This window comes from Roseibium sp. (assembly GCF_048260565.1).
In the GTDB taxonomy this organism is placed as follows: Bacteria; Pseudomonadota; Alphaproteobacteria; order Rhizobiales; family Stappiaceae; genus Roseibium.
Window position 1 is genome coordinate 179,103 of the sequence record NZ_JBLXGP010000009.1, and the last position, 21,250, is coordinate 200,352.

A 21,250-nucleotide genomic window follows, 5' to 3' on the forward strand; every position below is an offset into this window, starting at 1 on the left:
AACGCGCTACAATCCGTTTCACGCTACAGGTTTTTCCGGTCGGAAGCCTGACTGAAACTTCGTCAGTTTTCAGGGTATCCGTCCCCAATATGCGAAGACCTGCAATGCAGGAGGCCAATGCAATGAAACGGCTGACGGCGTTTCTTTTCCTGATTGCCCTAGCGGCGCCAAGCGCCGCCTCCGCGCAGGAAGCCGACCCCCATGCCATCTACGAACAGAGCTGCGCCCGCTGCCACGAGGCCCATGCAGGCGATTTCGTCCATAACAAACTCGACCTTAAGGAAGGCCGGCTCGTCGGCAAATCCTCCGGCCGCGACGTCGAGACGTTTCTGGCCGGAGGCCATGGCAGGCTTTCGGACGCGGAACGGCAGATCCTCATCGATCATTTGATCGCCATCCGCCGGTCCGGGCAGCTCTTTCACGACAAATGCCTCACCTGCCATGACCGAGCCGTGGACTTGGCCCGGTCACAGCTGATCATGAAGGACGGCATTCTCGTTGGCCGCTATTCGGGCAGAAATATCGCCGATTTCCTGCAGGATCACGGGCGCCTTACACCGGATGAAACAGCAAGGATGATCGAGGTCCTGGAACGCCAGCTTCAGGGACCGGCGAACTGAACGCCAGCCAGCGCCGCAACGCAATGCATACGTTCGGCAAGCCTCGCACAACCTTCGCCTTCCATGGTTGACCTCCCCCCGACGAACCGGGGTTGGCAGCTGACCGGACCTTTCAATCCCTGCCCGATAGCCCGGTCGGCTGCCGCCCCAACCAGAGGGCAACGAAACGATGCCGAAACGAGAACAACGCGCCCATCCCAGACGCAAGACGCGGCTGCGCGGCGGCAAGGTCGCCGACCTGACCGACCGCTTCTTGAGCGAGTGCACGATCTTCGACCTGTCCAAGGGCGGCTGCCGGCTGCTGGTCCCCGACCATGTGTCGCTGCCTGAGGAAATCCTGATCTTCGACGATCTGGACAAGACCATTGCCCTTGCCCGCGTGGCCTGGCGGGACGGCAAGCAGCTCGGCGTCGCCTTCGAGATCCCGCCGGCGCCGGTCTCCATGTTCAAGGCCCAGCGCCTGCAGGCGCTGCAATACAACTATTATGCGGTCGTCGAAGGGGACTGAAAGCCCCCTCCCAACCGCACGCCTTACTGCGCCGGCGTGCTGAACGGCTTGCCCTTTTCCAGAATATGCGTGGTGTAGGCAACGAGCGGCGTGTCTCCCGTATTGGTCAGGCCGCCGTGCACTTTGCCGGCCGGGAAAAAGCCGGCCATTCCGGGCTTGAACGTGATCACCTTGCCATTGGGCGCGGTCATGTCGCCGCCCTCGAACACGACCATGTGCTCGTCGCCGAAATGGGTGTGCAGCGGGATCATGGCGCCCGGCGGGACTTCCAGACGCGAGACGACCACTTCCATCGTGTCCGAACCGGACAGATCGTCCCGGCTGATTTCGGTGCGGACAAGCTGGCTCTCCGCGTGAGCCGGCAGGGCCATCAGAGGCAGGCTAAGGCAAATCGCGGCGAACGCCGCTTTCAGTCGGGTGTTTTCAAGCTGGTTCCACATGCAAACGTCCTCCCAGATGCATCCTGTCACTTGTTACCATGGCGGCACCCGCGCCGATATCCCGCGGGAACCTGTTCGCGAGGTTTGACACAGGCCGTTCCCGGTCGCCGTCAGATGGAAATCCTCAAGCCGTCCTCGGCGCATTCGTAAGGAACCTGGTCGCGTTGACGAAGCATGTCTTCCGACATGTGGGTCAACACAAGCCGCTTCGGCCGGATCTCGGGCAGATGCGCCTCAAGTGAGGCCAGATCCAGATGCAACGGCACCTTCTTATCTCGGAAATAGGCCTCGGCCACGAACAGGTCCGCCTCCCTGCCCGCCTCGATCAGCGCATCGGTCCATTCCGTATCGCCGGTATAGGCCATGATCCGGCCTTCGACCTCAATGCGATAGGCGAAGAACGGACCGCCCGGAGGGCCGTGGCGGACGAGAAAAGACGCGACGGCAAGACTGTCGATCCGGACGGTCTCTTTCTCGGTCAGTTCCAGAAGCTCAAGATTGAACTTCGGCTTCGTCTTCGAAGATCCGGGAAAGGCCGTTTCCATTGCCTGAACGAACGAGTCCTTCAAGCCGAACGGACCGGCAACCGTCAACGGCGCGGTCCGTTTGGAAAAGAACTGGGCATCGAGCATGAACGGAGGAATGCCGCCGAAGTGGTCGGCGTGGAAATGGGTGATCAGAATGACGCTGATGTCATTGAGCACGACATTCGCCCGTTTCAGCGCGACCAGGGAGGTCGCGCCGCAGTCGATCAGGAAATTCGCGGTCTCGCCGGTGACGTGAAAGCAGGTGTTGAAGCGCCCGCCGCTGCCGAATGCGTCACCGCATCCGACAAAGTGGACCTCCATGCACCCCGTCCCTATTCCGCCGCCTGGGCGGGCTCGTAGCCAAGCTCGGCGTTCAGCTTGTCGATCAGGTCCACGGCCGCTTCGGCGATCACGGTTCCAGGCGGGAAGATCGCCGCAGCGCCTGACCGGTAGAGTTCGTCGTAATCCTGCGGCGGCACGACACCGCCGACGACGATCATGATGTCCTCGCGGCCCTCGTCGGCCAACGCCTTCTTCAACGCAGGCACGAGCGTCAGGTGACCGGCGGCCAGCGACGACACGCCGACCACATGGACATCGTTTTCGACCGCCTGGCGGGCGGCTTCTTCCGGCGTCTGGAACAACGGCCCGATATCCACGTCGAAGCCGAGGTCGGCAAAGGCGGAGGCGATCACCTTCTGGCCGCGGTCATGACCGTCCTGGCCCATCTTGGCGACGAGGATACGCGGCCGGCGACCGTCGTTTTCCTCGAACTGCTCGACCATCTTCTGGACCTTCTGGATGGCTCCGGACATGGCGCCCGCCTCCCGTTTGTAGACCCCGGCAATCGACTTGATCTCTGCCTTGTGGCGCCCGAAGACCTTTTCCATGGCCATGGAGATCTCACCGACGGTGGCCATGGCGCGCGCTGCCTTGACCGACAGGTCGAGCAGATTGCCCTCGCCCGTCTCGGCGCATTTCGTCAATGCCTCGAGCGCGGCCTGCGTCTCAGTTTCGTTGCGTTCCGCCTTCAGACGCTCCAGCTTGGCAAGCTGCTGGGCGCGGACATCGGCATTGTCGACCTTCAGCACGTCGATCGGCTTTTCGGATCGCGGCTTGTACTTGTTGACGCCGACCACGGTCTGGGCGCCGGAATCGATGCGCGCCTGGGTCTTGGCGGCGGCTTCCTCGATCCGGAGCTTCGGAATGCCCTTTTCGATGGCCTTGGCCATGCCGCCCAGTTCTTCCACTTCCCGGATATGGGCGAGCGCCTTTTCGGCGAGATCACTGGTCAGTTTTTCAACGTAGAAGGACCCGCCCCAGATATCGATGGGCGCGGTCGTGCCGGATTCCTGCTGGAGGAAGAGCTGGGTATTGCGCGCGATCCGGGCGGAGAAATCCGTCGGCAGGGCCAACGCCTCGTCGAGCGCATTGGTGTGCAGCGACTGGGTGTGGCCTTGCGTTGCCGCCATGGCTTCCACGCAGGTACGCACCACATTGTTGAAGACATCCTGCGCCGTCAGCGACCAGCCCGAGGTCTGCGAGTGGGTCCGCAGGCTCAGCGACTTGGCGTTCTGCGGCTGGAAGTTCTCCTGCATCAGCTTCGCCCAGATAAGCCGCGCGGCGCGCAACTTGGCGACTTCCATGAAGAAGTTCATGCCGATCGCCCAGAAGAAGGACAGACGCGGCGCGAACTTGTCGATGTCCATGCCCGCGGCCACGCCGGCCCGTGCATATTCGATGCCGTCGGCAATGGTGTAGGCAAGTTCCAGGTCCGCCGTCGCGCCGGCTTCCTGCATGTGGTAGCCGGAAATCGAGATGGAGTTGAACCGCGGCATGTTCGCGCTCGTGAAGGCGAAGATATCGGAGATGATCTTCATCGAGGCCTTCGGCGGATAGATATAGGTGTTGCGGACCATGAACTCCTTCAGAATGTCGTTCTGAATGGTTCCCGAAAGATCCGCCTGGGCAACCCCCTGCTCTTCCGCTGCAACGATATAGAGCGCCAGGACCGGCAGCACCGCCCCGTTCATGGTCATGGACACGCTCATCTTGTCCAGCGGAATGCCGGAGAACAGCGTGCGCATGTCATAGATGCTGTCGATGGCGACACCCGCCATGCCGACGTCGCCGGCAACCCTGGGATGATCGCTGTCATAACCGCGGTGTGTGGCAAGGTCGAAGGCGACCGACAGGCCTTTCTGGCCGGCCGCCAGATTGCGCCGGTAAAAGGCGTTGGATTCTTCGGCCGTGGAAAAGCCCGCGTACTGGCGCACGGTCCAGGGCTGTTGGACGTACATGGTCGGATAGGGACCGCGCAGGAACGGCGGCAGGCCGGGCCAGGTATCGATATGGCTCAGGCCCGCCGTATCCGCCGAGGTATAAACGCCGGACACGTCAATGCCCTCAGGCGTTTCCCAAGGAGTGCTTTTCCCGGTGTCCGCCTCGGACAGGACATCCTTGAAACCGACGCGGTTAAAATCGGGGACCCTGCTCATGCCGGCACCTCCTCAACATCCACCAGGCCGATCCGGCCCTGGGCCTCGCGCAGCAGGTCGAGCACATTGCAGCCTGCATAGACAAAGGTGTCGACACCTGCTGCCCGCAGCCTCTCCTCCAGCTCACCCGGCCTTCCGGCAAGATAGAGGTAGTCGGCACCAGCTTCCTTCAGCGCCCGCGCAGCCGCCTCGGCGTCGCTTTCATAGACCTGGTCGGAAGAAACAAGAACCGCAAGCTTCGCACCGGACGCCTTGAAGGCGGCCACCAGATCATCAAGACCGGAGTGCGCATCGCCGCCGACGGATGCGATCCCGCCGGCTGCGAACACGTTGCTCGTCCAGGTCGCGCGGGCCGTGAACTGGGCAAGCGGGCCGAGGCAGGCGAGAAACACGATCGGCGGCGTTCCCGCCCGGGAAACGGCAGCAAGCTCACGCAGTTCTTCGAACTCTTCGGACAGGCGGATCAAGGGTACCTTGTCGATGCGCACCGGTTTTTCCGCATGCGGATGCGTCGCGATCGCAACCGCCAGGGTCGACCCGCCCAGGAAGGCTTCTTTCATGGCGGCCGTCCGCTCTCCCTTGCCGGCAGGCGGCAGGTCGACATGGTGGTTCAATGGCGCGACATCATCCAGGGTGTCGTCCAGAACCGGGACCGGCGTCTCTTTAAGGTCGGGATATTCGCTCACGCCGGTAATCGGCTTTTTGCGCGTCGCAACCGCTTTATTCAATGCTTCGAGTGATTTGGCGATTCGGCTCTGAATTCTACCATCCACGAGGCTTTTCCAGATCCCGCCTTCGGCTTCGATCTCCTGCAACTGCGCCCAGGCTGCATCGACCAGATCATCGGTGCGCGCCTCAATGGCGCCCGATCCCGCCGAGGGATCCGCCACCTGATGAAGATTGCTTTCCTCGATCAGCATCGCCTGGGTATTTCGGGCGAGACGACGCGCAAATCCGTCCGGCAGCCCCCGGGCCATCGTGAACGGCAGGACCGTCACGCTGTCCGCGCCGCCGACACCGGCCGAAAACGCGGCAACGGTCGTCCGCAACAGGTTTACCCAAGGGTCGTTGGCCGTCAGCATGCGCCGCGACGTCGGCATATGAAGCGACATCGGCTTCTGCGGCAGGTCGCACGCGTCGAGGATCCGTGCCCAGATCCGCCGCGCCGCTCTTGCCTTGGCGATCGTGCCGACCTGGTCGGCATCGGCGATCAGGGTGAAGTTGATCCAGTTTCTCCAGTCGGACGGATCGATTCCCGCCCGCTCCAGAAAACGGAGGCAGTAAAGGGCATTCGCGAAGGCACAGGCCAATTCCTGTGCCGGCGTTGCCCCGGCCCCGTGCCAGACCCGCCCGTCCGCGCAGAAGAATTCATACTTGAGATCCTGCCCCTTCAGGAAATGCAGCAGATCGAAGATGCGTTCCTCGACTGCTTCGAAGTCCGAACGGAACTGGCCGCGCCGCGCAACCCAGCCGAAAAGGTCCAGTCCGGCGCTGAGGCGAAGCTTGGCCGGATCGATGCCCCTGCGTTCCGCATAGGCCAGCATCATCGTGACGATCGACGAGGTTTCATGACCGGCTCCGAGCCGAAGCCGGATCAGATCGAGCAGGACCCCATCAAACAACCGTTCCATCCCGGACAGGTCGTCCACCCGCACGCCCTGTCCGACGGAGATGGTGGAGGTTGCGAAGATCACTTCAATGCCGTCCGCGCCGTCTTTCAGATCTTCCAGGATCTGCGCATTGGCCATCGACGGATTCGGAAGGTCGATCCGCTGGATGATCTCCCAGGGTGTTTGCGCCTTCCGTGTTGCCAGCGGACGGGCATCACTGCGCTGGCGATAGAGCGGATGGATCTCCAATCCGTCGTCGGTTCGCCCGGTGAGCCGCGACCTCGGGGCGCCCTTCAGGGCACGATCGACGGCTTCAAGCCAGGCGTCCTCGCCGAAATTCAAAAATTCTTCAGGCAGCATCAGGGGCATTTTCATCTCCTGGCCCCTATTTATTCCTCCCCGAGGAATGATGGCAACTAGCCAGATTGGGTAATAGGTTCACGACCAAAATCGGACTGCACAGTCAAAAATCCGGATTCCGGCGTTAAATGTTTGTTTAATTTAACAATGGGGAGCGGATCGCCGCCGCCTCCAAAATACGCCATCGAAGGAAACAACCGGACAAGATTCTGGCGTGATAAGCCAAATCATGCCAATTTCCCCATTGGTATCTTGCGCGATTGTATTGTAATTTGAACGAACTGCCGTATGGGAAATTCACAATCCCATTCACGCAGATTCTCTGCAAACGATCTGTAGAAGAAGAAAGGGGCTGGCAACAACTACAAAATCCCATCGGCGGCGTATCAGGGCAAAAAGCGGAAAACGCAACCTGATGCTTCAATAAAAGCAATCACAGATTGCATAATAATGGATGTGCACAATGATTGATCATACGGAATTGAAAAACAAGCTGAGAGCTATCTCAGAGGCGAATGCAGCGCACCACGTGCTGGATATTCTTGAATCCAACCTTCGGCGGATGGGAGCCACCCATATCCTGGTGACCGGCCTTCCCATGCCCAACAGGCCCATCGACAATCTCGTACATCGGTTCCGCTGGCCCGATCAGCGCAATGACGGTATCGAAAGCGCCTCGCTTTCGGCAACCGACAGTGCCCTGATGCTTGGTCTTGCGTCCAACCGTGCGACCGAATGGACCATCACCGCCGGTGACATGGAACATTCCGACCTCCTGGCAGCTGCCGGCGAAGGCAATAAGATCATTGTCGTTCCGGTAACCGAGCTGCATCCGTTCCAGGCATTTGTCTTTGCAAGCGGCCCTTCGCTGCATGCAAACAAGTGGGACCTGGCCGGACTTGAGGTACTCGCAGCTGCCGCCTTCTCGCGCCTGCGGGATCTTGGTGCCGTTTCGGGCCAGCGCCCGGGCGCCCTGTCCACGCGCGAACGGAAAGTGCTGGAGCTGACGGCTTACGGCAAAACCGCAAGTGAAATTGCAGATGTTCTGGATATTTCGCAGCGGACCGTTCACGCACACCTGCAGAATGCCAGCGTCAAGCTGAATGCTTCGAACAAGACCCACACGGTCATCGAAGCCCTGCGCTACGGTCAGATCCGGGTCTAAATCCGGTCAGGTGTTCAACGTCAAGATCAACCTGCTTTCAAGTAGGAACACATGAAAGCAGAAAAGTTGATCGATCTTAAAATGTTAGAGAATCTTGTCTGCGTGCGCTCGAACGCAGGATGCTCTAGGGACGGAACAACACCCTCGTCCGGTTTTCCGGACGATCGAGAGGGCAAGGAAAAGCGCCGACGACACCGCCGGCGTCAGGCCTCCAGGGGCCATCATCTCTCCGGTTCCCGGAGAGCAATAATAGAGAAACGCGCATGGAGCGCGGCAATAAAGAACTGTGCAAATAGAAAGACGTCGCGAAGACGACGCATCGTGAATGAGAATGCCTTTACGAGCCGATGCTGGTTCGCTGGGCCAAAGACGGTCCAGGCTTCTTTTTCTCTAACCTGATCTGCCGTGCCTGCCAGTCAGGTACGCGACATTCCGTCTCGAACTCCGCCGCAGGAATTCGGGATGTTTGCGCATGTTCCAATCCGGCGGAAGCCTCTTCCCGGACCCGGTTCCGTCAGGCGCCGCCAAACGCTCACGCCCTGCAAAAACTGAAAAAGCGAGACGCGTGCGCCTCGCCGTTGCTTTCCGGTGCCCGCTCCGGCCCGGCGTAGGGCCAAATATTTGAGCCGCTCTTCCGGTCTTCTGTTTCGATGGCGGTCAGATGACCTGGCTCAGACCAGGAATTTGCGAAACGACTTCATCAACCACGTCATCACCGGCTTTTTCCTTGGCGTAGGCGACCAGTTCCTTGGTCACGGACTGGACTTCCCCCATGTCGAGACCGGCAGAGGTCAGTTCGTTCAGCGCCGCCATTGCGCCCATTCCGCCGCCCATCATGCTGCCCAGGCCACCGAGCAGCCCGCCTCCGCTTTTGCCTTCGCGTTCCGCGACCAGTTCGCGCGCTCCCGGCAGAGCATCGAAAATCTGCTGCATCTGTTCCTGCGGTCCATCCTTGTTCAGAAACTTGAGGATGATCGCGACGGCCTCGCGGGCCTGCTCCTCGCCGACACCTGAAGCTGCAACGATCCGGTTGATAAGCTCTTCCATGTCTTTCTCCCAATCTTGCGCCCGCACGAAGTTTATGGGCCTTAAAGTCTGACACAGGCTATACACGTAGATGGATTGCGGCGTCGATGGGTCACGTTGCGTCGTGTGAACTGTTTTTTATTGGTTAGCCCGTTCCGGGTGCAGAACGAAAATGAAGTGGGGGAAAGGGTGAGTACGCAGGACACAATCTTTATCGGCACGAGCAACAAGGAAGAAACCCTCACCCTGAAACTCGCCAACCGGCACGGACTGATTACGGGCGCGACGGGTACAGGCAAGACCGTTTCTCTGCAGATCCTGGCGGAAGGCTTTTCGGCCGCCGGCGTGCCGGTCTTCTGCGCCGACATCAAGGGGGATCTTTCCGGTCTCGCGGAGGCTGGTGTTTCCAAGGATTTTCTGGAAAAGCGCGCGGCGACAATCGGCTTTTCGGACCGGTATACCTATGAGGCCTTCCCGACCGTCTTCTGGGACCTGTTCGGCGAGCAGGGCCACCCGATCCGCACCACCGTCTCCGAAGTCGGACCGCTGCTTCTGGCACGCCTGCTGGAACTCAACGACACCCAGGAAGGCGTCCTGAACGTCCTGTTCGAACTGGCCGACGACGAAGGCCTGCTTCTGCTCGATTTCAAGGACCTGCGGTCCATGCTCGCCCATGTCTCCGACCGGGCGGCGGAATTGTCGAAGCTTTACGGTAACGTCTCCAAGGCCTCCGTCGGCGCGATCCAGCGGCGCCTGCTGGTGCTGGAGCGCCAGGGCGGCGAAAACCTGTTCGGCGAACCGGCACTGGACATCCGCGACTTTATCCGCACGGCTCCCGACGGCCGGGGCATGGTCAACATTCTGGCCGCCGACAAGCTGATGACCTCGCCAAGGCTTTATGCGGTGTTCCTGCTCTGGCTGCTGTCTGAACTGTTTGAGGAACTGCCGGAAGTGGGCGACCCGGAAAAACCGAAGCTGGTGTTCTTCTTCGATGAAGCGCACCTGCTTTTCGACGGCGCACCGAAAGCGCTGATCGAAAAGGTGGAACAGGTGGTCCGGCTGGTCCGCTCCAAGGGGGTCGGGGTTTATTTCGTCACCCAGAACCCGCTCGATGTTCCCGAAACGGTGCTGTCACAGCTCGGCAACCGGATCCAGCATGCGCTACGCGCCTTCACCCCGCGCGACCAACGGGCCGTGCGCGCGGCAGCGGAAACCTTCCGCCCGAACCCAGAGCTGGATACGGAACGGGCGATTACGGAGCTCGGCGTCGGCGAGGCGCTCGTTTCCACGCTGGAGGGCAAAGGCATTCCGTCCATCGTCCAGCGTACCCTGATCCGTCCGCCCTCCTCGCGGCTCGGTCCGATCACCGACGCCGAGCGGCGCAAGATGATCCAGTCGAGCCCGGTCTTCGGCCACTATGAGCGAACGAAGGACCGTCACTCGGCCTATGAAATGCTGGCCCAGAGGGCGGAAGAAAAACTGCGGCAGGAAGAACAGCAGCGCCAGGAAGAAGAACGCTATGCGGAAAAGCGCGGCGAGCCGCGGCGGACCCGGTCCGGCTTTCAGCTCCCCGACTTCGGACGGGACGACCGTCCGCGCCGCGACAGTATCCGCAAGCAGTCAAGCCGCCGGTCGAACCGGGACACCGCGCTCGAGGCCGGCCTGAAATCGGCCGCCCGCAGTCTCGGCTCATCGCTTGGACGGGCGCTCGTGCGCGGCCTTCTGGGCAGCATCAAACGGGGCTTCTAAGTCCGCTATCCGGACCTCATTACCATCCGAGCTTTCACCGGTGTGGCGTTTCGATCCGCAACCGGTTGCTTTGCCTTGGGGAAACATCCCGCCTGGGGCAAGGCGCGGCGGCCGACTGACGTTGCCCATCATGCGCCTTGCCATCCCTGGCTTTATCTAGTAACTCTCATTATTAGAGTTACTAAGGAGGTCGCGATGAAATTCGACAATCATCCCACCGTGGTGAACGTCAGAAACGCTCCCCGCCATCAAAAAGGCCCGGAAGCTCCCTTGTCGGCGGAATGGCTGAAAGACCTTGCCAGGAAACACGGGGCCGGAGATGCCGGCCTGGTCGAGATCGACCGTCCGGAACTCGCCGACCAGCTCGACTACATCCGCCAGGTTTTCCCGGAGACGAAGACGCTTCTCGCGGTCTGCAGCCGCATGAACCGGGAACCGGTCCGCTCTCCGGTCCGCTCCGTCGCAAACCAGGAGTTTCACACCGTCTACGACGAAGTGAACGAGGTGGCGCGCGCCATCGTTACCGAACTCTCGGAACTGGGCATCCCGGCCTGCAATGCCGTTGCCGCATTCCCGATGGAAGCCCAGCTTCCCGGACGGACGTGGACCGTCGCTCACAAACCCATTGCCGTCGCCGCGGGCCTCGGCAAGATGGGCCTGCACAGGAGCGTCATTCACCCGAAGTTCGGATCCTTCATCCTGCTGGACACCATCCTGATCGGTGCGGACGCCGACGCCTACGACCAGCCGATCGACTACAATCCCTGCCTGGAATGCAAGTTATGCGTCGCCGCCTGCCCGGTCGGCGCCCTGAAACCGGATGGCCGTTTCGATTTCCTGAGCTGCTACACCCATAACTACCGGGATTTCCTGGGCAATTTCTCGGATTTCGTCGGGGCCGTCGTCGAATCGAAAGACATGGCGACCTATCGCAAACGGTTCAGCGACGGAGAAACAACCTCCATGTGGCAGTCGCTTTCCTTCAAACCGGGATACAAGGCCGCCTATTGCGTTGCCGTGTGTCCGGCCGGAGAAGATGTCATCAACCCGTTTCTGGAAGATCGGCCGGACTACGTCACCAAGGTGGTCAAGCCATTGCAGGAAAAGGAAGAAACCTTGTTCGTTCTGCCTGGCTCGGATGCGGAGGACTATGCGCGCCGGCGCTATCCCCACAAGGCGGTCAAACGGGTGCGGCAATCGATTGCGGTCACGTCGATTGCCGGGTTCCTTGCCCGCCTGCCGCTCGGCTTCCAGCCGGGCCGGTCCAAGGGACTGTCGGCGACTTTTCACTGGACCTTTACCGGAGAAGACGAGACCTGTGTCACCATCCGCATCGACAACCAGCGCCTGACCGTCGAGCGGGGGCATCAAGGCGAGGCGGATGTGAAAGTGACGGCCGACGCGAAGACTTGGATTAAGATCCTGAATCGGGAATACAGCATGATCAACGCCATCGTCCTGCGTAAGGTCAGGGTCAAAGGGAGCATGGGGCTTTTCCGCGCCTTCGGGCGCTGCTTTCCCGGGTAGACGACGTCTTTGAGGAAGAAACATGCGCGCCAAATCCTTTTCGGGAATGAACTGTTCCGTCGCCGGTGCGCTGGAGGCCATCGGCGACCGATGGGGGTTCCTGATCCTGCGCGACCTGCTGCTCGGCCTGTCGCGCTATGACGAATTTCAGACCTCGACCGGTATTCCGGCCCAGACCCTCGCCACCCGCCTCAAGCAACTGGAAGCGGCGGACCTGGTTACCAGACGGCGCTATCAGGACCATCCCCCCCGAGACGAATATGTGCTGACCGACAAGGGCCGCGATCTCTGGACGGTGGTCACGGCACTGCGCGAATGGGGCGACAAATGGGATGCGCACGCGGGAACGGAGGGTCCGCCGTTGGACCTTGTCAGGCGCGGCTCAGGAACGCGCCTTCGCCTGGCCCTGGTCGACGAAAAGACCGGCATGCAGGCTTCCCCGAAGGAGGCGGAAGCCGTGCTCGGTCCGGGAGGCGACGCCCTCATGGCGTTTCGGCTGAAGACCGCACCGAAGCGCCGATAGCGACCCGACGCTGGACAAAAGGCGATACCGCCATTTCAATGGCCGCTTTTCGGCCCATGGCTATCCGCCCGCCATAAACTGGCGATGCAGGAGAAACCTGGCGTCACTTGACGGCCCTTGGCCCAAGCGCCAACAGATTGCCCAATGCGGCCGACCATTGAAACGCTCTTTTTCCGGCGGAAACTGGTGACCGACTCAATTGGCGGGCATAATGTAAGCTAAAGGCTCCGATGACCTGCACGGTCCCTTCAGGGATCGGGCAGATCGGTAGCCAGCAACTTCTGTCCTGAATTTCAATCGCAAAACCATAGGGATAACCGATGAGTACCATAGACAAGGTCCTCGCGCGGATCGATACCGATCTCGACAACAGCCTGGCGCGCCTGTTCGACCTCGTGAAGATCAAGAGCATTTCCACCGACCCCGCCTTCGACAAGGACTGCCGCACCGCTGCGGAATGGCTGGCGAAGGAACTCACCGGTATCGGTATCGAGGCGAGCGTTCGCGAAACCGACGGCCACCCGATGGTCGTGGGTCATCGCAAGACGGGCAAGGCGGGCCCGCATGTCCTTTTTTACGGTCACTACGACGTTCAGCCGGTCGATCCGCTCGACCTTTGGGACACCGACCCGTTCGAACCGCGGATCGTCACCCGCGCCGACGGAACGAAGATCATCGTCGCCCGCGGTTCCGCCGACGACAAGGGCCAGCTGATGACCTTCGTCGAGGCCGCGCGCGCCTATATCGCCGAGACCGGCGACCTGCCGGTGGACGTCACCGTCCTGTTCGAGGGTGAGGAGGAATCGGGTTCCCCATCCCTGCACCCGTTCCTGACCGCCAACAAGGACGAACTGACCTGCGACCTTGCACTCGTCTGCGACACGGCTATGTGGGACGCGGATACCCCGGCCATCTCGGTCATGCTGCGTGGTCTGCTCGGCGACGAAATCATCGTCAAAGCCGCCAGCCGGGATCTTCACTCCGGCAGCTACGGCGGGGCGGCGCAGAACCCGAACCATATCGTAGCCAGCATCATCGCCGGCCTGCATGACGAAAACGGCCGCATCACCCTGCCCGGCTTTTACGACGGTGTCGTCGAAATGCCGGAAGAGGTCACCAGGATGTGGGATGAGCTCGGATTTTCCTCAGAGGCGTTCCTGGGCGAAATCGGCCTGAAATATCCGCGCGGCGAAAAGGACCGCCAGCCGCTGGAGCACATCTGGACCCGCCCGACCGCGGAAGTAAACGGCATGTGGGGCGGCTACCAGGGGCCCGGCTCCAAGACGGTCATTCCAGCGGAAGCCCACGCCAAGTTCACCTTCCGCCTCGTTGGCGACCAGGACCCGGACAAGATCCGAGACGCCTTCCGCGCCTATGTCCGCTCAAAGGTTCCGGCCGATTGCTCCGTCGAGTTCCTGGGCAAGGAAGGCAGCCGCGCGCTGCGGCTCGACTTCAACATGCCGGCCCTGGAAAAAGGCCGGAAGGCACTTTCCGACGAATGGGGCAAGCCCGCCGCACTCATCGGCATGGGCGGTTCGATCCCGATCGTCGGCGATTTCAAGCGCATGCTCGGCATGGATTCCATGCTGATCGGCTTCGGCCTCGACGACGATCAGATCCATTCGCCCAATGAAAAATACAACCTGAAGAGCTTCCACAAGGGTATCCGTTCCTGGGCCCGGGTGCTGGATGCCCTCTCAAGAGATTGATACGTCTGGCGGGGACCGGTTTCCGGCCCCTGCCCCACCCTCCATTGCGGGACAGGATCAATGAAAGCGGTTTGCATTTTTTGCGGGTCGAGTTTCGGAGCGCGCCAGGTCTATGGCGACGTTGCAACCGAAACCGGCCGGATCATTGCCGAGCAGGGCCTGACGCTGGTCTATGGCGGCGCCAAGGTCGGCCTGATGGGAACGGTCGCGGATGCGGCCCTTGCCGCCGGCGGAAAGGTGATCGGCGTGCTGCCGACCGCCCTGCAGGAAAAGGAGCTGGCGCACGAGAAGCTGAGCGAGCTGCATATCGTTTCCTCCATGCACGAACGCAAGGCCAAGATGGCCGAGCTCTCGGACGGCTTTATCGCCCTTCCCGGCGGTGCCGGCACCATGGAGGAAATCTTCGAAGTCTGGACCTGGGGCCAACTCGGCATGCACCGCAAGCCGTGCGGATTTCTGAACGTGGACGGGTACTATGATCAGTTGATCGGCTTCTTTGACCACCAGACGGTCGAAGGTTTTATGAAACCGGTCATGCGCGACATGGTGAAGGTCGCCGGTTCTCCCGAAGACCTGCTGGACCTGTTTCGCAGCTACCAGCCGCCCTCGACGCCGAAGTGGATCAAGAAGGACGAGACCTGAGGCCGGGCGCCTAGAGCATCGGGCGATAAGAAAAGCACCGCGAACCAGGTTCGCGGTGCCCTGCCTTGGGTCGATGGAGGCAACCCGGACTTGTTGTTATATTTCCGGGTCATATGCGGCGCGCGTCCGGGGTCTTGTTGTTTTCCCTTCGACATATGGAGCCACATCCACAAGGCATTTTGTGACCGGCGTTTTCGGAGATGAAAGCGCCGGGAAATTTTCAGCCCGCCAGCTTTTCCTCGAGCCGGCCGAGACCGCGCTCCAGCGCCTCTTTCTGCGCTCCAAGCTGCTCAAGTTCTGCCAGGAGTTCGGCCAGCCGTTTGCGCAATTCGCCGGCGTGCACCTTGCCGAATTCCTTTTCCGGGAGGGAGTCGCGGAGGTCGAGAAGCGTCGCGATGTTGCGCACCGACATGCCCGTCAACCGGCAATCGAACACGAAGTCGAGCCGTTCGACATCGGTCCTCGTATAGACCCGCGTATTCGGCCTTGGCCGCGCGGGGCGCACCAGACCATGCTGTTCATAGAAACGGAGCGTCCTGAGCGAGGTATCGTACCGCTCAACCAGATCCGAAATTGTATAGGTCCCTGACCGCAGTAGCGGCCGTGGCTTGAATTGACTGACCACGCGCAACTCCTGTCCGGCCCCTAACGACAAGGCGCCGAAATCCGATTTCGATGTTTGAAACGAACTGTTGGGCTTCCACGCTGAAGCCATACGGAGGTCCATGCCTCACGAAACTGCGCATTTATTAATTCAGATGGTGAATTAAATCAAGGAAAAATTTTCCACTCGGTCAAAATTTTTTCAACCTTCAACCAACTTATTGTTTTATATATCTTATTACTAATTACCATAGGTAATGACCCCGGCAAATTCGCGTCTATTTCGTGGTTAAGGACACCCCAATTTCCGATCAGTCCTCCCAAATCGGATCAGGATGACTGCCATGGTTCATTTAAGGTCACGCCCTGTAGCGGCGCTCTTGTGCACAAGAGCCTTGGGTCAAACAACCTGCGATGCTTTGCATCCGGATGCGCCCGGTGCTATGTCCGCCGGACTGTCCATTTTGCCAATACGGACAAAGCCTTGCCGGAGTCATCTTATTCCATGCGCCCGTCGCGTCTCCTGACCGCCTGTCTTCTCGGTTATCTCGTTACCGCCTGTTCGCCGACGATCGACGATTCAGGACCCATCCTGGTCGCGCAAACGTCCGATGTGACATTGGTCGAGATTTCGCGGGACAGCGTCGGCGGTATCACTGCGGACACCCGCTACGGCGAGAAGGCGATCGAAGCCGCCCTGCCCGGATTTTCCGCCGAAGGCATCCAGACGGCGGAAGAGAACACCACGGAATGGGCGATCGGCGCCTTCAACTCAGACGGGTTCCAGGTGCTTCAGATTTTCAAGGGCAAGGACGGCAAGGTGCGCGCAGTACATGGCGTGACCCACCATCTGCAGGGCCCGAACGGAGAGCGGATCGGCATGACCTTCGCCCAGGTCGGCACCTCGCGCAGCGATTGCCGGGTGGGCAAGAACCTGTGGCGCGGGATGGCGATCTGCAAGGCCAGGGGAACGCCGAACGTGGAACTGGTCTTCGCCATTCCCGAATATCCGGGTCCGTTCGACCGACTTGCACCGCAAGACGAGCTGCGCAAGGCGAGCCTCCAGCGGATCCTGTGGTTCCCGCCGAAGAGCTAAAATTCCCCGAATGCAGTCCTTCCAAAACCCAGGGTCCTGACCCTAGATATGCGGCCCTGAACGGAGTTCCACAGATCCGACCGGCCGCCAGACGTTGCGTTTCTTGAGATACTTCTCGCGCAGGTCGGAATAGGCCAGGTGAAGCCCGAGTTCGCGCTCACGGATGCCGGGCAGGTTCAAGGGATCGAGACCGGTCCAGGGCAGGAAAGGGTTGCGCCGCATGTGCCAGTGAACTTCCGCCCGGGTGGTCGGCCGGTCCGACGGGGTTCGCCCGTGGAAGGCGAAGGTATCGGCGACGATGAGCGTGTTGGCGGGCACCGCCATCCTGATTGGTTGCGGCAGGCCGAGCGCGTCCAGTTCCTCAGGGCTGATACGGAACGAGCCGCTGGCATGGTGGTTGCGCCCGTCGGTGCTGGCCGTCAGCGAGCACTGATATTCCCATTCCAGGCGCTCCGGCGTGACCTTGTGCGATCCGGGCACGAAGCAGAACGGCCCGTCCTCCTCGCCGACATCCTGCAGGAACAGCCAGGCCTTGGAAGTGGCGTGGAAGGTGTCGGCATGGACATCCGTCTGCGGGTCCTTCTTGCCGCGCTGCGGTTCGGCGATCACCGTCTGCAGAAACATCTGCGGCTGGCCGCCCTGGGAGGCCGCGTAATGGATCATCGCCCGGGCGCGCGGGTCGCGGACGGTCCTTGCCAGCGCCGGATTGGCCGCAAGAACGTTCGGAGGCAAAGGCGTCATGCGCGTCACGGCCTGGCCCTGGCGCATCTCCCGCGCTTCGAACGGTCCGCTTGTGACTTCTTCCGTCAGCGTCTTGTAAACATCGTCGGGCAGGAAATTACGGACGAGGAAATAGCCGTTTTCATCGAAAAATCGCCGCTCCTCCTCGGGTACAGCCGATGCCAGACGCCGGCGCCTCGAAGCGGCAAGGGCGGCTGCCACCTGTACCCGTTTCCGGTGCAGGCCCCAGCGGTTCAGCTTCGGGCTGCCGATGATCGGGTTCTTCCGATAGGATTTTTCCGACCCGAAAACACCCAGGAGCCAGATCGGCGCATTCAGATAAGACAGGGCATTCATCGATAAAGCTCGCGACGTCAGGCTTGAAACTCAGGTCTTCCGAATATCATTACCCTACCTGCCGCCTTCTACCAAGATCGACCGTGACGGCCAGCGATTCCTCGGCTAAGCGTTGGGCATGACGAAACCAGCAAACCGCCCGGCTCTCGATGTTTCAACCCTTGCCGAAGGCATCCGGTCCGGCAACCGGGCAACCCTAGCCCGCGCCATTACCCTCGTGGAATCACGCAAGGCGGAGCACCGCAGGATTGCCCGGGAACTGATCCAGGAACTGCTACCCCGGACCGGCAAGGCCCTTCGGGTCGGGATTACCGGCGTTCCGGGCGTCGGCAAGTCGACGACGATCGATACGCTCGGCTCGAACCTGACGGCCGCCGGCCACAAAGTCGCCGTGCTTGCCGTCGACCCGTCCTCGACGCGCACCGGCGGCTCGATCCTCGGCGACAAGACACGGATGGCGCAGCTTGCCGTCGACAAGGATGCCTTCATCCGCCCCTCCCCGTCGGCCGGCACGCTCGGCGGGGTCGCGGCCAAGACCCGGGAAACCATGCTCTTGTGCGAGGCGGCAGGCTTCGACATCATTCTTGTGGAAACGGTCGGCATCGGCCAGTCGGAGACCACCGTTGCCGACATGGTCGACTTCTTTCTCGTGCTGATGCTACCGGGCGCCGGCGACGAGTTGCAGGGGATCAAGAAAGGCGTCCTGGAAATCGCCGACATGATCGCCGTCAACAAGGCGGACGGAGACGGCGCCACGCGGGCCCGTTCGGCGGCTTCGGACTATCGCGCAGCCCTGCATATCCTGGCGCCGAAATCGCCGACCTGGACCCCGCCTGTGATTACCATTTCCGGCCTCGCCAACGAAGGCCTCGACGCGCTCTGGGAGCAGGTCGAACTGCACCGGACCAGAATGACCGCCAGCGGAGAATGGCAATCCCGCCGCGCGGACCAGCAGGTTTCCTGGATGTGGGATCTCCTGCAGCAGCGCATGATGGAGGCACTGAAAAACGACAAACGGACCGCGGACCGGCTGAAGAGCCTCGAAGCGTCCGTACGCGAGGGTGAAACATCCGTGTCGATCGCGGTAGAGGAGATCGCCGGGTTGATCGGAATTTGATCTGTACCCTAGGCGGCCGGATCAAGCAGGCGCCAGACCTGGGCGACACAATCGTCGGCCATTGTCTTCGACAGTCCGGCCTTTCCAAGCACACGCAATCCGAAATAGCTTGAAAGCACCCCGCGTGCGGTCGCCCGGACCCATTCGGCGTCCGGCCGGTGCGGCAAGTCTTCCAGCGCGGCCCGGAACCCGTTTTCAAGACGGAATACCATTGCCTGCAGCCTTTCCTCGATTTCCGCATCATGTGCGGCGCGATCTATCAGGGCATTGCACAGGAAGCATCCGGATCGATCGCCATCAGTCCTGGCGGACGTTGCAACGGCTTCGAACAGGGCGAGGATGCGATCGGCTCCGTTTCCCTGGTCCGTATCCATCAGGTTTCGGACCGTCCGGCCAACCACCTTGTCGTCGTAATAGTCGAGGGTCTTGAGATAGATGGATTTCTTGTCCGCAAAGGCCTTGTAGAACGACCCCTTGGTGATCTTCATGACGTCCAGCAGACCGGCCAGAGAGGCATCCTCGTAACCATGATCCCAGAACAGGTGCATGGCAGCCGTTAAGGCCGTTTCCGGATCGAATTCACGCGGTCGCGCCATTTTTTGCGAGCTCCCTTACCCCCGAAGGGGTCTTCCCGAACCGTCTTTCCCTGATCACCCGGCAATCACCTCAATGTGTTTTGTACCGAACGGTTCCTAATCATATGTTTCCTGAGCCGACGACGCAAGGAACTGTTCGGCCAATTGGGAACCAACCGGTACATAATTCAGGTTACCGTCCCGATCGGCTCCGAGTCGTCTGATCGATATTCCGATAGGGAGATACATTCCATGACGTCCTTTATCCGTAGCGGCTTTGCCGCGGCTTTCCTCCTCGTCGCATTTGCCGCAAATGCGCTGGCCGCCGGCGTCGATGTCAATGCCACGACCACTGGCCTTGCCCTGCGCGGCTATGACCCGGTGTCCTATTTCAAGGCCGGAGACCCCCAGGCAGGGGACATCAACCTGACCGCCGACTACAAGGGTGCGACCTATCGCTTCGCGACCAAGGAAAACCAGGAAGCCTTTCAGGCAAATCCGGCCAAATACGCCCCCCAGTACGGCGGCTTCTGCGCCTTCGGCACTGCCATGGGCTACAAGTTTGACGGCGACCCGCACGTGTGGAAGATCGTCGAAGACAAGCTTTACCTGAACCTGTCCAAGGCCGTGTCCAAGCGCTGGAACGAAGATGTTCCGGGCTACATCAAGACCGCCAATGAAAAGTGGCAGACCATCGCCGACAAGGCTCCGAGCGACCTGCAGTAAGAAGCCTCCTGAACCAAGCTGCTGCATCTGCTCGCTGCGGACGGGGCGCGCCACCGCTCCGTCCGCAATCCGTTTTCGAATGACTGTTGTCCGAAATCCGAATCGGAGCGATCCTGCGGCGGAATGATTGCCGCTCGCACCCTTTTGCCGCTTCCGGGGAACCGACCTTGAAAACCGTTCTTGTCACAGGCTTCGAGCCTTTCCCCGGAAATGCCGGTGAATCCGACAGCGCTGCTGATGAGGCGGTTGCCACGCCGGCTGATCCCCGAGGTTCGCGGGATCCGGTTCCGGTTCGAAATCCTGCCGACGACCTGGGCCGGGCGGCTCGATGTTACCGACAGGTTGCGGCAGGGCCTCTCGCCGGACGCCATCGTCCATTTCGGCGTCGACGGCAGCCGCCGGACGATCAATATCGAAACCCGGGCGGTCAACCGGGCGACACGGGTGAAACCGGATGCTTCCGGCGCCCATGCCGAAACAGCCTTGCTGGAGCCCGGCGCGGAGAGGGCGAGAGCGTCCACCCTGCCCGTCCGCGCCCTGCATCAGGCCGCCGTACGTTCAGGCCTTCCGGTCGCTCTTTCCCGTGACGCTGGAACCTACCTGTGCAACGCGACCTTGTGGGACAGCATCGGCAGCGGCATCCCGTCCGTCTTCGTTCATGTCCCGCCTCTGCCGCGCGGGCGTTTCGACACGCGGCTGTCGTTGCAGCAGATGGAAAAGGCGGCAATCCTGATCCTTGAGGAAATCCGGCGCCGCATCTGATCCTCACTGCTCCGCATTAAGCGCGTCCCGGTGGTCATACAGAAAATGGCGAAGGGCCATGAAAAGTTCAGACGCATGTATCCGGTCGCCTCGGGCATTGGCCGCGCGGATGTCATCCTCGATCATGGCCCTGATCCGTTCGGGACCATGTTCTTGGTGCAGCAGATAGGCGCCCATCGCCGCCGCCGCGATTTCTGGGATATGTTCGTGCTCGGCAAGGGCCAGGATTTCGTCTTCCCTGAGATCGCTCAGACCGATGCAATCCTCTATCGTAATCATCTTCCGCCTCCCTTCCTCCAATGGCCAGGATACCTGGCCTGTCAGGAGAAACATTGACCCGCGTCAAGGGCGGTCTCGTCAATCGGCACGGCGTTTGCTCAAGTCGTCGTA

At 61.0% G+C, this 21,250-nt stretch carries 21 protein-coding genes; 12 read left to right on the forward strand and 9 right to left on the reverse strand.

The window, feature by feature from the left end:
- The first annotated feature begins 122 nt into the window (after window positions 1-122).
- Window positions 123-620, forward strand: coding sequence for a hypothetical protein (locus tag ACN0SO_RS18670; protein WP_417680235.1), 498 nt, complete (start codon window positions 123-125; stop codon window positions 618-620).
- 169 nt (window positions 621-789) lie between these two features.
- Window positions 790-1,128, forward strand: coding sequence for a PilZ domain-containing protein (locus ACN0SO_RS18675; protein WP_417680236.1), 339 nt, complete (start codon window positions 790-792; stop codon window positions 1,126-1,128).
- Window positions 1,129-1,151: 23 nt separating this feature from the next.
- On the opposite strand, the gene ACN0SO_RS18680 is transcribed toward ACN0SO_RS18675, so the two are convergent.
- The 4 genes from ACN0SO_RS18680 to ACN0SO_RS18695 form a co-directional block, all read right to left on the reverse strand.
- On the reverse strand, window positions 1,152-1,568 hold the full coding sequence (locus ACN0SO_RS18680) for a cupin domain-containing protein (protein ID WP_417680237.1): 417 nt from the start codon (window positions 1,566-1,568) through the stop codon (window positions 1,152-1,154).
- A gap of 110 nt (window positions 1,569-1,678) precedes the next feature.
- Window positions 1,679-2,416 (reverse strand): MBL fold metallo-hydrolase, encoded by a 738-nt coding sequence (locus tag ACN0SO_RS18685; RefSeq protein ID WP_417680238.1) that lies wholly within the window; start codon window positions 2,414-2,416, stop codon window positions 1,679-1,681.
- An 11-nt stretch (window positions 2,417-2,427) separates the two neighbouring features.
- Window positions 2,428-4,593 carry a methylmalonyl-CoA mutase gene (gene scpA, locus ACN0SO_RS18690; RefSeq protein ID WP_417680239.1) on the reverse strand — a complete coding sequence of 722 codons (2,166 nt, stop codon included), beginning with the start codon at window positions 4,591-4,593 and terminating at the stop codon, window positions 2,428-2,430.
- Entirely contained in the window at window positions 4,590-6,572 is a 1,983-nt protein-coding gene (locus ACN0SO_RS18695; protein WP_417680240.1) for a methylmalonyl-CoA mutase family protein, read from the reverse strand. The genes scpA and ACN0SO_RS18695 overlap by 4 nt, the downstream gene beginning before the upstream one ends.
- A gap of 454 nt (window positions 6,573-7,026) precedes the next feature.
- Between ACN0SO_RS18695 and ACN0SO_RS18700 the strand changes: the two genes are divergently transcribed.
- Window positions 7,027-7,728: a LuxR C-terminal-related transcriptional regulator gene (locus ACN0SO_RS18700; RefSeq protein WP_417680241.1), complete on the forward strand. Its 702-nt coding sequence runs from the start codon at window positions 7,027-7,029 to the stop codon at window positions 7,726-7,728.
- Between the two features lie 657 nt (window positions 7,729-8,385).
- On the opposite strand, the gene ACN0SO_RS18705 is transcribed toward ACN0SO_RS18700, so the two are convergent.
- Complete coding sequence (locus ACN0SO_RS18705) at window positions 8,386-8,775, reverse strand: DUF2780 domain-containing protein (protein ID WP_417680242.1); 390 nt, start codon at window positions 8,773-8,775, stop codon at window positions 8,386-8,388.
- A gap of 168 nt (window positions 8,776-8,943) precedes the next feature.
- Here ACN0SO_RS18705 and ACN0SO_RS18710 point away from each other — a divergent pair, with 168 nt between their 5' ends.
- From ACN0SO_RS18710 to ACN0SO_RS18730, 5 genes are all read left to right on the forward strand, one after another.
- Entirely contained in the window at window positions 8,944-10,503 is a 1,560-nt protein-coding gene (locus ACN0SO_RS18710; RefSeq protein WP_417680243.1) for a helicase HerA-like domain-containing protein, read from the forward strand.
- Window positions 10,504-10,698: 195 nt separating this feature from the next.
- Window positions 10,699-12,030 carry an SCP2 sterol-binding domain-containing protein gene (locus ACN0SO_RS18715; protein ID WP_417680244.1) on the forward strand — a complete coding sequence of 444 codons (1,332 nt, stop codon included), beginning with the start codon at window positions 10,699-10,701 and terminating at the stop codon, window positions 12,028-12,030.
- A gap of 22 nt (window positions 12,031-12,052) precedes the next feature.
- Entirely contained in the window at window positions 12,053-12,553 is a 501-nt protein-coding gene (locus ACN0SO_RS18720) for a winged helix-turn-helix transcriptional regulator (RefSeq protein ID WP_417680245.1), read from the forward strand.
- A 320-nt stretch (window positions 12,554-12,873) separates the two neighbouring features.
- Entirely contained in the window at window positions 12,874-14,262 is a 1,389-nt protein-coding gene (locus ACN0SO_RS18725; protein WP_417680246.1) for a dipeptidase, read from the forward strand.
- A gap of 60 nt (window positions 14,263-14,322) precedes the next feature.
- The gene (locus ACN0SO_RS18730; RefSeq protein WP_417680247.1) at window positions 14,323-14,904 is read left to right on the forward strand and encodes a TIGR00730 family Rossman fold protein; all 582 of its coding nucleotides are present in this window, start codon (window positions 14,323-14,325) and stop codon (window positions 14,902-14,904) included.
- Between the two features lie 220 nt (window positions 14,905-15,124).
- Here ACN0SO_RS18730 and ACN0SO_RS18735 read toward each other — a convergent pair whose 3' ends face one another.
- Window positions 15,125-15,529, reverse strand: a complete 405-nt coding sequence (locus ACN0SO_RS18735) for a MerR family transcriptional regulator (RefSeq protein WP_417680248.1) — start codon at window positions 15,527-15,529, stop codon at window positions 15,125-15,127.
- A gap of 462 nt (window positions 15,530-15,991) precedes the next feature.
- Between ACN0SO_RS18735 and ACN0SO_RS18740 the strand changes: the two genes are divergently transcribed.
- Entirely contained in the window at window positions 15,992-16,603 is a 612-nt protein-coding gene (locus tag ACN0SO_RS18740) for a DUF1131 family protein (RefSeq protein WP_417680249.1), read from the forward strand.
- Window positions 16,604-16,645: 42 nt separating this feature from the next.
- Here the strand turns inward: ACN0SO_RS18740 and ACN0SO_RS18745 are convergent, their stop codons facing one another.
- Window positions 16,646-17,680: a phytanoyl-CoA dioxygenase family protein gene (locus ACN0SO_RS18745; protein ID WP_417680250.1), complete on the reverse strand. Its 1,035-nt coding sequence runs from the start codon at window positions 17,678-17,680 to the stop codon at window positions 16,646-16,648.
- Between the two features lie 118 nt (window positions 17,681-17,798).
- On the opposite strand from ACN0SO_RS18745, the gene meaB reads away from it, so the two are divergent.
- Complete coding sequence (gene meaB / locus ACN0SO_RS18750) at window positions 17,799-18,797, forward strand: methylmalonyl Co-A mutase-associated GTPase MeaB (RefSeq protein WP_417680251.1); 999 nt, start codon at window positions 17,799-17,801, stop codon at window positions 18,795-18,797.
- An 8-nt stretch (window positions 18,798-18,805) separates the two neighbouring features.
- Here meaB and ACN0SO_RS18755 read toward each other — a convergent pair whose 3' ends face one another.
- The gene (locus tag ACN0SO_RS18755; RefSeq protein WP_417680252.1) at window positions 18,806-19,393 is read right to left on the reverse strand and encodes a TetR/AcrR family transcriptional regulator; all 588 of its coding nucleotides are present in this window, start codon (window positions 19,391-19,393) and stop codon (window positions 18,806-18,808) included.
- A gap of 231 nt (window positions 19,394-19,624) precedes the next feature.
- Between ACN0SO_RS18755 and ACN0SO_RS18760 the strand changes: the two genes are divergently transcribed.
- Complete coding sequence (locus ACN0SO_RS18760) at window positions 19,625-20,098, forward strand: YHS domain-containing (seleno)protein (RefSeq protein ID WP_417680253.1); 474 nt, start codon at window positions 19,625-19,627, stop codon at window positions 20,096-20,098.
- Between the two features lie 216 nt (window positions 20,099-20,314).
- Window positions 20,315-20,860, forward strand: coding sequence for a peptidase C15 (locus tag ACN0SO_RS18765; protein ID WP_417680254.1), 546 nt, complete (start codon window positions 20,315-20,317; stop codon window positions 20,858-20,860).
- A 3-nt stretch (window positions 20,861-20,863) separates the two neighbouring features.
- Here the strand turns inward: ACN0SO_RS18765 and ACN0SO_RS18770 are convergent, their stop codons facing one another.
- Window positions 20,864-21,139: a hypothetical protein gene (locus tag ACN0SO_RS18770; protein WP_417680255.1), complete on the reverse strand. Its 276-nt coding sequence runs from the start codon at window positions 21,137-21,139 to the stop codon at window positions 20,864-20,866.
- Window positions 21,140-21,250: the final 111 nt, after the last annotated feature.

Coding starts and splice junctions, on each gene's coding strand:
- scpA (WP_417680239.1), bottom strand. CDS start 4,593: ATGAGCAGGGTCCCCGATTTTAACCGCGTCGGTTTCAAGGATGTCCTG.
- ACN0SO_RS18670 (WP_417680235.1), top strand. CDS start 123: ATGAAACGGCTGACGGCGTTTCTTTTCCTGATTGCCCTAGCGGCGCCA.
- ACN0SO_RS18675 (WP_417680236.1), top strand. CDS start 790: ATGCCGAAACGAGAACAACGCGCCCATCCCAGACGCAAGACGCGGCTG.
- ACN0SO_RS18685 (WP_417680238.1), bottom strand. CDS start 2,416: ATGGAGGTCCACTTTGTCGGATGCGGTGACGCATTCGGCAGCGGCGGG.
- ACN0SO_RS18705 (WP_417680242.1), bottom strand. CDS start 8,775: ATGGAAGAGCTTATCAACCGGATCGTTGCAGCTTCAGGTGTCGGCGAG.
- ACN0SO_RS18755 (WP_417680252.1), bottom strand. CDS start 19,393: ATGGCGCGACCGCGTGAATTCGATCCGGAAACGGCCTTAACGGCTGCC.
- ACN0SO_RS18745 (WP_417680250.1), bottom strand. CDS start 17,680: ATGAATGCCCTGTCTTATCTGAATGCGCCGATCTGGCTCCTGGGTGTT.
- ACN0SO_RS18725 (WP_417680246.1), top strand. CDS start 12,874: ATGAGTACCATAGACAAGGTCCTCGCGCGGATCGATACCGATCTCGAC.
- ACN0SO_RS18760 (WP_417680253.1), top strand. CDS start 19,625: ATGACGTCCTTTATCCGTAGCGGCTTTGCCGCGGCTTTCCTCCTCGTC.
- ACN0SO_RS18730 (WP_417680247.1), top strand. CDS start 14,323: ATGAAAGCGGTTTGCATTTTTTGCGGGTCGAGTTTCGGAGCGCGCCAG.
- ACN0SO_RS18720 (WP_417680245.1), top strand. CDS start 12,053: ATGCGCGCCAAATCCTTTTCGGGAATGAACTGTTCCGTCGCCGGTGCG.
- ACN0SO_RS18695 (WP_417680240.1), bottom strand. CDS start 6,572: ATGCCCCTGATGCTGCCTGAAGAATTTTTGAATTTCGGCGAGGACGCC.
- ACN0SO_RS18700 (WP_417680241.1), top strand. CDS start 7,027: ATGATTGATCATACGGAATTGAAAAACAAGCTGAGAGCTATCTCAGAG.
- ACN0SO_RS18770 (WP_417680255.1), bottom strand. CDS start 21,139: ATGATTACGATAGAGGATTGCATCGGTCTGAGCGATCTCAGGGAAGAC.
- ACN0SO_RS18680 (WP_417680237.1), bottom strand. CDS start 1,568: ATGTGGAACCAGCTTGAAAACACCCGACTGAAAGCGGCGTTCGCCGCG.
- meaB (WP_417680251.1), top strand. CDS start 17,799: ATGACGAAACCAGCAAACCGCCCGGCTCTCGATGTTTCAACCCTTGCC.
- ACN0SO_RS18715 (WP_417680244.1), top strand. CDS start 10,699: ATGAAATTCGACAATCATCCCACCGTGGTGAACGTCAGAAACGCTCCC.